Origin of the sequence: Psychrobacillus sp. INOP01 (genome assembly GCF_018140925.1) — a bacterium.
Lineage (GTDB): Bacteria > Bacillota > Bacilli > Bacillales_A > Planococcaceae > Psychrobacillus.
This window is the reverse complement of the sequence record NZ_CP073315.1, coordinates 2669129-2682169: the sequence shown is the minus strand read 5'-3', so window position 1 is coordinate 2682169 and position 13041 is coordinate 2669129. Positions and strand designations below refer to the sequence as shown.

The 13041-nt window shown below is 35.9% G+C and carries 12 protein-coding genes; 1 reads left to right on the top strand and 11 read right to left on the bottom strand.

The features are described from left to right. Window positions 1-11: 11 nt before the first annotated feature. The 7 genes from KD050_RS13475 to KD050_RS13445 all read right to left on the bottom strand — a co-directional run bounded on the left by KD050_RS13475 (window position 12) and on the right by KD050_RS13445 (window position 9102). Complete coding sequence (locus tag KD050_RS13475) at window positions 12-1187, bottom strand: mannitol-1-phosphate 5-dehydrogenase (protein WP_211892858.1); 1176 nt, start codon at window positions 1185-1187, stop codon at window positions 12-14. A gap of 1 nt (window position 1188) precedes the next feature. Continuing rightward, window positions 1189-1626 carry a PTS mannitol transporter subunit IIA gene (locus KD050_RS13470; RefSeq protein WP_211892857.1) on the bottom strand — a complete coding sequence of 146 codons (438 nt, stop codon included), beginning with the start codon at window positions 1624-1626 and terminating at the stop codon, window positions 1189-1191. Between the two features lie 15 nt (window positions 1627-1641). Then, window positions 1642-3747 carry a BglG family transcription antiterminator gene (locus KD050_RS13465; protein ID WP_370627079.1) on the bottom strand — a complete coding sequence of 702 codons (2106 nt, stop codon included), beginning with the start codon at window positions 3745-3747 and terminating at the stop codon, window positions 1642-1644. A 70-nt stretch (window positions 3748-3817) separates the two neighbouring features. After that, window positions 3818-5254 (bottom strand): PTS mannitol transporter subunit IIBC, encoded by a 1437-nt coding sequence (locus KD050_RS13460; protein WP_211892856.1) that lies wholly within the window; start codon window positions 5252-5254, stop codon window positions 3818-3820. 157 nt (window positions 5255-5411) lie between these two features. Continuing rightward, the gene (locus KD050_RS13455) at window positions 5412-6515 is read right to left on the bottom strand and encodes a Ger(x)C family spore germination protein (protein ID WP_211892855.1); all 1104 of its coding nucleotides are present in this window, start codon (window positions 6513-6515) and stop codon (window positions 5412-5414) included. Further along, a complete protein-coding gene (locus KD050_RS13450) occupies window positions 6515-7594 on the bottom strand; it encodes a GerAB/ArcD/ProY family transporter (protein WP_370627078.1) in 1080 nt (359 codons plus the stop codon). The genes KD050_RS13455 and KD050_RS13450 overlap by 1 nt, the downstream gene beginning before the upstream one ends. A 23-nt stretch (window positions 7595-7617) precedes the next feature. Next, entirely contained in the window at window positions 7618-9102 is a 1485-nt protein-coding gene (locus tag KD050_RS13445; RefSeq protein ID WP_235753813.1) for a spore germination protein, read from the bottom strand. Between the two features lie 131 nt (window positions 9103-9233). Between KD050_RS13445 and KD050_RS13440 the strand changes: the two genes are divergently transcribed. Next, on the top strand, window positions 9234-10049 hold the full coding sequence (locus KD050_RS13440; RefSeq protein ID WP_211892854.1) for an EcsC family protein: 816 nt from the start codon (window positions 9234-9236) through the stop codon (window positions 10047-10049). A gap of 107 nt (window positions 10050-10156) precedes the next feature. Here the strand turns inward: KD050_RS13440 and KD050_RS13435 are convergent, their stop codons facing one another. The 4 genes from KD050_RS13435 to KD050_RS13420 form a co-directional block, all read right to left on the bottom strand. Then, window positions 10157-10576, bottom strand: coding sequence for a pyridoxamine 5'-phosphate oxidase family protein (locus tag KD050_RS13435; RefSeq protein ID WP_211892853.1), 420 nt, complete (start codon window positions 10574-10576; stop codon window positions 10157-10159). A 69-nt stretch (window positions 10577-10645) separates the two neighbouring features. Beyond that, window positions 10646-11518, bottom strand: coding sequence for a patatin-like phospholipase family protein (locus KD050_RS13430; RefSeq protein WP_211892852.1), 873 nt, complete (start codon window positions 11516-11518; stop codon window positions 10646-10648). Between the two features lie 157 nt (window positions 11519-11675). Then, window positions 11676-11849 carry a hypothetical protein gene (locus tag KD050_RS13425; RefSeq protein ID WP_211892851.1) on the bottom strand — a complete coding sequence of 58 codons (174 nt, stop codon included), beginning with the start codon at window positions 11847-11849 and terminating at the stop codon, window positions 11676-11678. 56 nt (window positions 11850-11905) lie between these two features. Further along, a complete protein-coding gene (locus tag KD050_RS13420; RefSeq protein ID WP_211892850.1) occupies window positions 11906-12991 on the bottom strand; it encodes a threonine aldolase family protein in 1086 nt (361 codons plus the stop codon). Window positions 12992-13041 lie beyond the last annotated feature (50 nt).

Genomic DNA, 13041 nt, shown 5'->3' with positions numbered 1-13041 from the left:
AATCTACTCCTTTAAATTGGTTTTATATTATTTTTCTTTAGTGCCATTTCATCATATTGCTTATGAATCATTTCAAATAGATCTGTTCCTGGCTTTAAGCTAGTCGTTTTTTCTATCGCAAATTGGATTCCTTTTTGTTCTATCATAGCTTGTATTTCAATTGCTTCTGGATCCTCTAGGAAGTCATAATGTAATGCTGCTGCTATCCCTCTAGCTAAGTATAAAGGATTCTCGTTGAACATTTCTACATATTTGGTCGCAGGGCGGACAAGTCGGTCATTGTTTTTAAGCTTACGCATCGGTGAACGCCCTACTCTAGTTGTATCATCTGAAATATATGGATTAGCAAAACGATTTATGATTTTTTGCACGTATTCAGCGTGCGTTTTTTCATCAAACGAGTAAGTTGCGGTCAGATATCTACTAGTTTCCTTCAAAACCTGCTCAATCATTTTTCTTATTTCTATATTTGCAAGGGCTTCATGCATATTACGTATTCCAGCTAAATAACCAAAGTAAGCAACAACGGCATGCCCAGTATTAACTGTGAACAATTTACGTTCAATGAACGGCTCCAGATCCTGAACAAATGTTACTCCTTTAACCTGCGGATTAGTTCCCTTTATCTCTGACTCATCTACAACCCACTCGTAAAATGGCTCAACTGTTACTGCCAATTTATCGGCATTTGTTTGGTTTGGGACAATTCGGTCTACTGCCGCATTTGGAAAGCTAAAATACGTTTCGAATTCGACCTTTTCGTCATTCGTTAACTCTTCATATACCTTTTCTTTTAAAAAGGTACTACCACCAATCATATTTTCACATGCAATAATCGTTAAGGGCTTTTTCGATTGTGTCAGGCGTTTTTTCAATCCTTTAGCTATCAATCCTGCTATTAACGGAAGTATATTTGGCCCTACTGCAGCGGTTATAATATCTGCATTCGCTACCTCATCAATGACAAGCTCGGGATTCTTTAAACTGTTAATCGCATGAACATTTTCAACGTGTAGCTCTTTGTGAGATGCCTCAGCAAGCTTTACAGTGTACTGTTTCTTCTCATTCAATAAATTAACGACTTCTTCATTCACATCTACAAAACAAGTTTTATACCCGGATTGGTGCAACAACAAACCGATAAATCCTCTGCCTATATTTCCTGCTCCAAAATGAACAGCATTCATATTAGTTCACTCCTTCAAAAAAAGAAAGGACGTCCTTTGGTGAAGTAGCATTAACTATCTTTTCTACATTCTCTACTTCTGATACAGTAATTGCAATATTAGATAGTATATCCAAGTGATCATTACCCTTACCAGCAATACCAAAAATCAGTTTCACTATATTACCATCTCCAAAGTCTACTCCATCCGGAGCCTGAATAATAGAGATACCTGTTTCTTTCACTTCTTTTTTTGCATCATCAGTACCATGTGGAATTGCAACGAAGTTCCCCATAAACGTTGATGTCATTTCTTCTCTTTCTAACATTTTCCCTATATAACCAGCTTCCACATATCCTTTGTCTACTAAAATCTGACCAGCTAAACGAATTGCTTCTTCCTTTGTTGCTAATTGTTGACTAAGTAAAATATTTTCTTCTGCTAAAATTGGTAATGCCATTGTGAAACGCCTCCATTAATTTATATTTTCTCTGATAAATGCTTCAAATGCTTCTGCTAAAAATGAATGGATTTGAGATTCATCTCCTGTTTCAAATAATTGCATACTTTGTTCATTTTGAATTATTAATGTACTGATCAAACTTAGTACTTCTAAACCTGCTTTTAGAAATGATTCAGGTGAAAGTAATACAAGTAGTGTATCCACTTTCATGTCAATTCCATCCATTCCTGTTATCCAGATAGCGTGTTCGAGTTTGTGAATAGTAAACGATGGTTCTTGAACATATTCGTTACGAGTATGATATAGCGCAAGTTTTGTTCCTGGAATACCAATACCACCACTCTTTTCTCTTTCCAACAAAGCTTCTACAACCAGTTCCTTTTCTTCAATGACCTGACTATCCTCCAGCAATGCACAAATCTCTTGTATATATTGCTTAACTGTAGATTGTTGTTTTAGCAACGCAAGTCGAAAATTGCTCAATACCCTTAGAATTACTCCTGAGTACTGGTGTAGCTTTTCTATTTTTTCCGTTAATACATCTACAGTTGGATGACTATCCTTTACTATGGAATGAGCTTTTTGTATAAGCATTTTCCTTCTTGCATACAGTTGAACTTGGTTAATCTCCTCTGTAGTTAAAAAAGGGTTGACCATAATGTACTCCCTTTGAAAATCCTGCAGGTAAATGGTTGAGACAATAAGATCCCTATCAGTAATAGTAGCAGCTAGCTTATTTAGGTCGAAGACAGAAATATTAGCTACCTCTGAAATCTCTTGGATTTCCCGAAGTAATCGTGATGCCAGTAATTTAGAAGTTCCAATTCCACTAGAACAAATAATATATGCCTTTAGATCTCCCTTACCTAATACCCCAATTAAAGCAGATCCAAAATGCATAACTAAATATCCAATTTCTTCATTTGGAACTAGAAGCTTTGGAAAAACTATTCGCGTGGCAGCTTTGACTTGGTCAAACAAATCCTTATAATTCGTTTGAATTTCCTCCAGTAAGGGGTTAACTATGCCCATGTTTTGCTCTATACGATAAATTGCTGGCTTTAAATGAGTTACTAGTCCTTCAAGAAGGGATTCATTGTCTGATAGGTGGAAGCCAGTTTGCTTCTCCATCTCACGAATTAATTCCTTCGCAAGTCTATATAATTCTAAATTGGAAGCCTCAACTAATACCCCTTCTTGTTGACGAAGTTTGGATCCCTGAAGATGCATCGTTATATATCCGACTTCAGCTTCTGGGATATCCACATCGAAACGGTCCATCAGCATATTGATAATTTTTTTCGCAATAGGATATTCTGGTTCAAGCGATATTTGCTTTAAATATGCTTCGTCAATGGTAATGTTTTCGCCCTGTAAAATACGTTCAATAGCCAAAGCAAGATGAACGATTAAACCCACATAAGCACTATCCGTCATCGACAAAGAGAAATCTGGATATAGATCCTTCATCGCTTCTTCGATCATTCCTAACTTTTCTCTATCGACAAGGTGCATTAATCTTTCAGAAATTGGATCTTCATAATTGCTCGATTTTTGATGAATCTTTTCTTTAATTAAGGAAAATAGCCCTTCTTCCTTTAAGGTTTTAGATAATGCGTAACTTATCGCTCTACGTTTTGCATTTTCCGTTCCTGATAGTTCTACTCCATACCCTCTTTTTTTCAAAATAGAAAGCTGGACAGGCTGTAGTTGCTCCTCTAATTTCATCAAATCTGCACTGACGGTTGAAATGGATACTCCTAGATCCTTAGAAAGGGAAAAGAGCTTGACCGGTTCAGCTGATTCATACAAAATACATAGGATTAATGTTAACCTTTCTTCCAATGTGTATTCCCTCTGTGTGGACTTTTTAAGCTGTTGAACTAATTCTTGCTTTCTTTGTTCGTTCCCTATGATTTGAACACCGACTCCTGATTTTCTAATCAGTTCAAGCTGATAGGAATCTAAAATACTTTGGACATTATTTAAATCTCGTTGTATAGTTCGTGAACTCACATCGATTTTTTTAGATAATTCTTTAATCGTTATTTCTTCCTGTTCTACTATTAATGCTTCAATAATCATCTTTTCTCTGCTCGAAATAAATATGGTTAACACCTCATTTCTAACAATCCAAAATCATTGGCAAAACTCAGCCTATAAAATAGGCCGAGTTTCGGATGTGTCATTATTTTTTTAGTTGCTCAATTAGCTCATCATATTTCGGGCTATTTAAGAAATTCTCAACAGAAATATGTTGCGCATTAGGCACCTGTTTCTTCGCACGGCTCGTCAAATCCTTATGCGTAATGATTACTTCAGCATCCGCTGGAAGGTTGCTAATAGCTGTATTTGTTACAGATACATCAAGACCTTCTTTTTTCATTTTATTTCTCAAGATAGAGGCTCCCATTGCACTTGATCCCATACCCGCGTCACAAGCGAATATAATATGTTGTACATTTGCAAGAGAAGTTTCTTGAATAGATTCAACTGTTGTAGTCGGTTGAATAAATTCTGCTGCTCTACTTTCTTTCCCTTTAAGTGAAGAAGTTTTTTCTGTTGCCTTAACTAAATCGTCTTCCTCTATATCTTTAGACGTTTTAAGAATAAGAGAAGCAACCAGGAAGGATACTGCAGTAGCGACTATTACAGCTAATATTACTCCTATATGACTTCCTTTTGGAGTTAACGCTAGTATTGAAAATATACTTCCTGGTGAAGGTGCTGCCACTAGACCTGCATTGAATAATTGCAATGTAAAGATACCAGAAGCTCCACCGGCAATAGCGGCTACAAGTAGGAATGGCTTCATCAAAATATAAGGGAAGTAAATTTCATGAATTCCACCTAGGAAGTGAATAATTACTGCTCCAGGTGCAGTTTGTTTAGCTGCTCCTTTCCCAAAGAACATGAATGCAAGTAAAATACCAAGACCTGGTCCTGGATTTGACTCCAATAAGAATAGAATCGACTTTCCTGCATCTGCAGCCTGCTCAATTCCTAAAGGTCCTAATATCCCATGATTAATAGCATTATTTAAGAATAATACTTTAGCTGGTTCTATGAAAATACTTGCAAGTGGTAAGAGACCTGCATCAAATATGAATTGAACGCCAGCTGCAAGGAAATCTGTTAATGCGTTAACTGCTGGACCTATTAACTTATATGCAAAAAGTGTTAAAATACCACCAATAATACCTGCTGAAAAGTTATTCACAAGCATTTCAAAACCAGCTTTTATTTTACCTTCTACTAGCTTATCAAATTGCTTAATAGCCCATCCACCTAATGGACCAACTATCATGGCCCCAAGGAACATTGGGATATCCGCTCCGACGATTACCCCCATCGTTACAGTAGCACCAACTACACCACCTCGAATACCATGAACGAGACGACCACCAGTAAACCCAATTAGGATTGGCAGTAAATAATTAATCATTGGACCGACTAGCTCTGCAAAGTCTGCATTCGGCCACCATCCAGTTTCTATAAATAATGCTGTTATAAGACCCCATGCGATGAATGCGCCGATGTTTGGCATAATCATCCCACTTAAAAAGCTCCCAAATCGCTGTACTTTAACCTTGAACCCCGAACCTTCTGTCTGTTCTGTATTCATTTGTACCGTATCCTCCCTTACTAGATATTATTAAAGTTTCTTGTTGTCTATCATATTAAAGCGTTTACATTCAATATTCAATAAAATGTAAACGCTATCATGTCGTCTTTGTTCACGCCAAAATTGAACTTGATTGGTTGTCATAATTCTTGAAAATTCACTTTAGGTTTCCTGTACTTATAATAGAAGTTTCTACCTGAACATCTACCTCTAGTTTGCTAATAATGTCATTTGTCTTCTTTTTATCCCAATCACCATGGTAATACCTCCGGAATTCCTCTGCCAAACCGACGGGATCTACTTCGAGTTCCTTTAATTTGTCGAGAAATTCTTCAATTTGTTTGGAGGTCCGCTCGTTTATTTCCTCTTCTAATTTTGTTATTTCCTCCAGTTTATGTAAACTATCTTCTTTTTCCCCTGAATATTCAACAAGTGTTCCTTCGAATTTTATATTTATAACTAACTTTGGTGATTCCATATTTTCATTACTTTTCATATTTACCTTATTTGTAATGAGATCTAACATAAGTTTTTCTTTTCCACCATCTAATTCTAAAGATAAAGGTGCAAGGTTTTTTCTTCCTTGGAGTGCTTGTATGATAAGTGCTTCATCAGCTGTTAAACTTTGTAGCATTTCATGTCCTTTAAATATCGCAATTCCTTCCATTTTGATAGTCCCATCTTTTTTTTCAAGTAAAGGAACGATAGAATCGTGCACTGTGCTGGTTTGCGTATAAATAAAATCATGAATATTCGTGTTCGGGTTAAATGCAGTATTAATACTAGGTTGTAATAAGTCGTTAATATACATATTAATATTTGGCTTATCCGGGTAATCGGCCTTTAGTATTTGTTCTCCAGTGTCATTTACAATGGCAATAAGTACCTTATTTCCGACTGAAGATTCTCTATAAAAATGTCGCACAATTTTTTCCATCTCACCGTGCTGTGCAAACTCTTCGTTAAAAAGTACCACCCTTAATTGGTTCAACACGATCTTTTTGTCCGAGTGCATTTCTATTTCTACAATCCCTTTAGAAACCATATCAGTCGAAACAGAGAAAGTTTGTGTATTCTCTTTTGCTTCTGGAGAGAATTGTGGAATAGCAACTGTCATTTTCATCGTATCTTCATCTATATAATCGAAAGCCATGGTACTTACCATACCTACATCCTCCAAGGGAACTTTCAATTCTTTATCCGAGCAGCCAATTAATAAAATTGTACTTAACAAAATAAACAATATAATATTTTTTTTCATCATGATTGCACCTGCTTTTTTCTAACTAGATGTATCAGACATAAAACAATCGGCCATGCAACTACTATATATTCAATATAAAAGCTTGCTTCAAAAAGCTTCTCCTGGAATTCCCGAGAAGCGGGGAGCATGACAATTCCAAATACCGCTACTACGATATAGTACACATGGTAGTTATTTTTTTTCGAGCGAAGTGAATCTAATCCTTTTTTAGCACTCCACAAGTATCCAGCCACTGTCGTTAGTATTAGAAATACCCATAAAGTGATACCCATGATATCAATTCTCTCCACAAAAGAAAGTTCTCCAGCTTTAAACAAATGCAAAACTGAGAATTGAATATTCCTTAATTGCCATTCCGAGTAATACATCACACTGACCAATGTTGTTATAAAACAAATACCGATTGTAATCCATATGCCAATCAAAGTATGTTTAAATGCCTTTTTCTGATTGACTATATAGGGAAAATAAAACAAGATTAATTCATAGCCAAGTATTGATAAATAGCCTTCCTGTAGAGCTTTCCCAAACTCTTTCATATCAAAATTAAATAATGGAAATATATGACTAAATTCGCCCTTTTCAATTCCCCATTTCAAAAAATAAAGCATCGGTATAGTAATAAAAAAGCTTAATGTGCAAAATCGAGCAATTGTTTTAATACCCCCGTTCACAATATAAGTTAGGAGTACAAGTAACAAAATAATAGGGAGTGTCATGGTCTGTTCAGGTAGTGCATTGCTTTGGATTAAATTCATATAATTACTAACGATGCCCGCTACAAATAAAGTAAATTGAAGTACCAGCAAGACATTAATACTTTTACCAATCCATTTTCCCAATAGTATTTCATTAATCCGAAACAAATTATCCCCTTTATACTGTGAGCAAAGCCAAACCATTGGCCATAAAGTTATAGTTGCAATGATTCCAAAATAGATCGGCATTAGTATTTGACTATAGCCTAGTATGCTCAGTCTTTGGGGGAGGGAGAGAATCCCAGTACCAATCATTATATTTTGCACTAAAAATATAACCTGGTACACATTTAAAACCTTTAAGTTCTTTTGACTCAAATTCTCCTCCTCCCCTTAGAGTATTATTTTTTCTTAGATCTAGAAATCCCCATTTTATTAATCAAAAATGCTGTTGGAAACCTAATGATGCCATCCAATAAATCCGTTGCCTTTCTTGGAATAACAGGATTCATAAAAGGCTTCCCTAAGGAATCGATTCTTAACAAATGCACGAATAACCAGGTCAATGCTAGCATTTGTCCAAACATTCCATATAACCCCGCAGAAATAATGAAAATGTATCGTACAAATCTACTTGTATTACTTACTAGGAAAATTGGTGGTAAAAAGGAAAGTAATGCAGAGGTGGCTACTAAAACAACCAAAATATTACTGAGGAGTCCTGCCTCCACCGCGGCTGTTCCTATTACAATACCTCCTACGATACCTATTGTTTGCCCTACTTTAGCTGGCATTCGAGAACCAGCTTCTCTTAAAACTTCAATAATAAGTTCGATAAATAACACTTCAAGCAGGGGTGGAAAAGGCACTTTCGCCCTTGATTCCTGTAGATTTAAGAGTAGCTCATACGGTAGTATTTCCGGATGAAATGTTAAAGCTGAGACGTACAACGGGGTGATAGTGATCGTTAAGAAAAAACCAAAAAAACGTAGCATTCTCAGTAAAGAGGCAGTTGTCCAACGATTATAATAATCTTCGACAGAGATGAACATTTCCAAAAAAGTTACCGGACATACCATTACATCTTGACTATTTTCCATGAGTACCACAATTCTTCCATCCAACAAAAAATGACTTGCTGTATCCGGACGTACAGTTAGATAATACTGTGGGAAAGGAGATAGTGGATTATCCTCCACCAATTGTTTTAAAATTGTGATATCTATATATGCAGGGTGCTTTAACTTATCTATTCGACCTTTCAAAACTCCTAGATTATCTTTGTTTACAATGTCATCTATATACATAATGGATATTCTTGTATTCGATTCATCACCTATTGTAAGCGCTTCATTTTTCAGCATTGGACTTTTAATACGTCTTTTTACTAATGATATATTCGTTTCCAATGATTCTGTAAAAGCATCCTGAGGACCAATTACAGTAGATTCTGTCTCGGTGTTTGTAATAGAACGGGTCGGTGCACTATATGTATCTATACTAAGTAATTGAAAAGAATCGTGAAAAAATAAAACGGTTTTCCCAGAAATCACATTAGTTGTTACCTCTTGTTTATCCTTATAGTCAATAACCTCAGAAACCTGATGAATCTGATGTATATAATTTGTTAGTGGGATAAAAACCATTGTTTGCATCGTCATCTTTTCAACTAATGAATTTGAATAAATAACCGTGACAACGCCTTCCTCTGTAGCAATCTTTTTATACACAATATCGTCTATTTCAGACGTTTTCTTCTTAATATTTTCTAGTCGTTCTATTACTTTATCTTTCTGTTCCTGCGTTGGTTCTTTTGGTTTTTCTTTTTTCGATTTCCCTTCGGCTGACCTACCTAAAGTGGCCCGTACTAACTTCCCTATTTTCACAAGAACCACTCTCCTACCTAAAGATTTTTTTAGTTTGCCACGCCTTTCAATAAATATGTATTTTTCACATGAGAATATCTTGAAATGAAACTATTTTAATGGAAGGACGTATTATAAACGAGGTGATAGTTATGGTTGATTCACAAGAGTGGTTACAGACTGAATTATTAAAAGTAGAGGCTTGGGAGAAGGATCAAGGTGACCTATGGTTTTGGGAAAAGCTAGGTCGATTACCTTTTAAAATAATGGATAAATGGACTCCAAAATTTATTCAAACAAAAATGGGCTCGTTAATCGATGAGCTTGGCCAATATGTCCAAACAGGTAGCAGCTATCTAAGTTCAACATCCAAGATCAAAACCTATTATCCAAACATGGGAATTGAAAATATGGAAGACGTGAACGGATTGTCTATTTCAACAATGGACAAGGCCGTGGAAGGAATAGCGAAAAACAGAAAAAATTTGGCTACCGTTCAAGGTGCTGGAACAGGGATTGGTGGCATCTTTACATTATCTATTGATATTCCTTTCCTGTTAGGCCTACAGCTGAAAACGCTGCAGGACATTGCCATTTGTTATGGTTATGATCCAAATGATAAGAAAGAGCGATTATTTATCATTAAATCACTTCAATTTATTTCATCGGATATTGTCGGAAAACAGGCGATACTGTCTCAACTATCTAAGTTTGATAAACAAGATGAGGAGACGAAACGTGAGGTTTTGTCGGAGATTCAAGGTTGGCGTGAAGTGGTATTATCTTACAGAGATCAATTTGGGTGGAAAAAGCTATTTCAAATGATTCCAATTGCAGGTCTAGTTTTTGGTGCTTTTATTAATCGATCAGCGATTAACGATATAGCAGAAGCTGGAATGATGCTTTATCGAAAGAGAAGAATCGTGGAGAGATTAAGCAAAGATAGTACTAATAATTTAATAGGCTAAACAAATTTTGGTGGTCGTGACTTCTATTACGACCTCTTTTTAAAATCAGCATCAAAAGAGACCTAACTTAAAATCAGAAAGGTCTCCGTAAAATAGATAGAGGAGCTTTAAAGTTCTATAACTTGAGGTTCTTCTCCTTTTGTATTCATTAATCGTATCTTTGTGGGGGTAACTTTTAAGATTAAGAGGTCAGGATCCTCTGGGCCTTCGAACCAGCCTTTTAGAGCCTTGTTCCAAACCTTCTCTTTCATGGCTTCATCATCTGATTCGATGACTGTTCCTTCGATTTCCAAAAAACTGTCACCTAATCCATGTCCGTCGTATCCTAAGAGAATATGTGTATTTGGATTGAGTTTTAACTCTTCTGCCTTGTGCGTTTTCTTACTAGTCACGGTATATAGTGTGAAATTATCATTAAAGAAAGTCATATATCTAGAATGTGGTTTATTGTGTTGAACTGTTGCCATTGTCCCAACCATATTTTTGTCTAAGATTTTTAATGCTTCTTCTTTTGCAGTCTTTGCCATGAATAAACCTCTCCTTTTAGTATATCCTCTTTCTTATTATTCCTTTGTCTGTTCAAATTAAACATCCTATTACCATGTTTTCAAAAATTGAATAGCACGACTTCGCCCTTTTTCTAGCAGATCTTGCTTCATTTCATCGCTCAAATCAAACTGAGTTGCCCCATAATCCTCCACAGGTATAAAAATTATATTCTTTTCAATTTTCCTTGAAATATATCTTTCATCATGGGCATTTTTCATGGTGGAAAATAAAGCTTCAAATAAGCTTAAGCCGTTTTTTATTTTGCGAGGTTCCATTTCTTCCGATTTGCTACTTAGCTTTAAACCTACAATGGGTCTCTCTTTGTTTCCATTGTCAAAAATCCACATAGGAAAATTACTTAGCACACCACCGTCCACAATAATCGTATCAGAGGAGGTAACCTTTAATTTGACGGGTTCAAAGAAAAATGGAATTCCACAGCTCATTCGTAGAGCACGAGCAATTGGAAAACTAGCAGCGGAAATTCCGTACCGTTCTAAGTCATCTGGAAGTACCATCATTTTACCGTTTGTAAGGTCAGATGCAACTAGCTTTAGTGTTCCAGCTTCAAGATCTGAAAAAGTATATACACCTTTTAAGGCAAGCTTTTCTAAAAACCAGTCTTCGAGAGCCTTTCCTTGATATAATCCTAGCCGCCAATATAGATTTATCCACTTCATTATAGGTAGTGGTAAAATTGTTTTTCGAGCATCTAAAAGGGTTAATGTATCAAGTTCGTTCAATAACTCTTCTATTTCTTTACTAGTAAAACCAGCCGCAATAAAACTAGCAAGGATAGCTCCGGCACTAGTGCCCGCTACACGCTTGAATCGATAACCTTTTTCCTCTAACACTTGATAGGCACCTACTAGTGCAAAACCCTTGAGTCCACCTCCTGAAAAAACACCATCTATTAACAAATGAACATCCCCTTTTTTCTAGCTGTTGTTACACTGTAAGAAATAAAAGGGAAAAATAGAACCACAAATTATTTTTAGTTTAGTATAGAATTTTGAGCACACTAAAAAACCCACTCCAAAACGATAATTGTCTTGCGAATGGGTATATGTGTCAGTATTATTTTTCTTCATTATTAGAATTAGATTTTTCTTTGATTTCATTATTTTTCTTTTTCTGACTGGTATTATTTTGTACGTATACATCTAAGTCATCCGGACTAACATCATATCCGAACCCAAACTCTTCACGGTCTAATGAGTTACTCTTGTTGTTATTGTTTTTCTTCGACATGAAATTTCACCTCCATGAAGAATAACTTGTGTAAGTTATTAGGTTTTATTCATCGATTACTTAAGCTTAACTTGAAGTAATTGAAATACCTCCTGTAATTTATCTTTTGGTATGGAATTGTATTGATCTCCGACACTCACCTCGAAACTAGCACTAGATTTGTTTGTCTCTTTAAGATAGCTTGTCAAACCTATACCTGTTTTGTAGTAAATTTCTTCTAGTACTGCTTCTAACTGTGCTTTTGGTCGGGTTATATGCACATGAAACATGTTAGATACAGGAACAGCTGGTTTAGTATGGATGAAAGGGCATGAATTAAATAGTGCTGCTAATTCTATCGCATTTTCGTAATATTGCTCCATTTTTGAAATTCTCTTATCAAAATAATAATTGGCGCTTATGATGTACGGATACAGACTTATTAAATCTCCACCATGGCGACGTTTCCAGACTTTCGATTGTTGTGTAAACTCTTTGTCCCCTGCAAGAATAGCTCCGGCTAATCCTCCAATTCCTTTATAAAATGAAATATACACACTATCAAAAAGACTACAAACCTCTGCAGCAGATTTCTGATAGTACGGAAGAATTTCAAAAAGTCTTGCTCCGTCTAAATGCAATCGGATCCCGTTTGCTTTACAATATTCGGAGATTTCTACAATAGTTTTGTAATCAGGGAGCTGTCCACCAATTTCTCGCTGAGGCAGTTCTAATAATAGACAGGCTATTTCTTGATCTAAATTTAAGACATCCTCTAATCCTATCAAGCCTGCCTCATCACCCAATAAAAGTGTATCGATATGGTGCAATTCCTTTAAACCATCTTCTTCATGAATTTCTAAATGGCTGAGTGGATGGTAAGCGACTTTCTTAACTCCTTTTTCGTCGCACCAAATTCGTACGGCTATTTGTTGAGCCATTGTACCACTTGGAAAGAATACAGCAGATTCCTTTCCTAAATAGGTAGCCATCTTTTCTTGAAATGCCTCAATGACCTTCCCATTTCCGTATATATCACTATCTTGCTCGCCATCTATCTGTTCGAATGCTTCTTTTAGAATTTGTATATTTCTTTTTCCATTTCCAGCTATTTGGTACTTCGTTTGTTTAAATGCCTCCACTAAAGAAATACTTTCCGTCATCTTCTTTGCCTCCTGTTTTTTAGGAATTATCTATTTATTTTAGCATTTCA

What these genes read in the sequence shown, in the direction of transcription:
- KD050_RS13440 (WP_211892854.1), top strand. Translation starts at nt 9,234, where the DNA reads ATGGTTGATTCACAAGAGTGGTTACAGACTGAATTATTAAAAGTAGAG.
- KD050_RS13435 (WP_211892853.1), bottom strand. Translation starts at nt 10,576, where the DNA reads ATGGCAAAGACTGCAAAAGAAGAAGCATTAAAAATCTTAGACAAAAAT.
- KD050_RS13455 (WP_211892855.1), bottom strand. Translation starts at nt 6,515, where the DNA reads ATGAAAAAAAATATTATATTGTTTATTTTGTTAAGTACAATTTTATTA.
- KD050_RS13425 (WP_211892851.1), bottom strand. Translation starts at nt 11,849, where the DNA reads ATGTCGAAGAAAAACAATAACAACAAGAGTAACTCATTAGACCGTGAA.
- KD050_RS13460 (WP_211892856.1), bottom strand. Translation starts at nt 5,254, where the DNA reads ATGAATACAGAACAGACAGAAGGTTCGGGGTTCAAGGTTAAAGTACAG.
- KD050_RS13470 (WP_211892857.1), bottom strand. Translation starts at nt 1,626, where the DNA reads ATGGCATTACCAATTTTAGCAGAAGAAAATATTTTACTTAGTCAACAA.
- KD050_RS13420 (WP_211892850.1), bottom strand. Translation starts at nt 12,991, where the DNA reads ATGACGGAAAGTATTTCTTTAGTGGAGGCATTTAAACAAACGAAGTAC.
- KD050_RS13475 (WP_211892858.1), bottom strand. Translation starts at nt 1,187, where the DNA reads ATGAATGCTGTTCATTTTGGAGCAGGAAATATAGGCAGAGGATTTATC.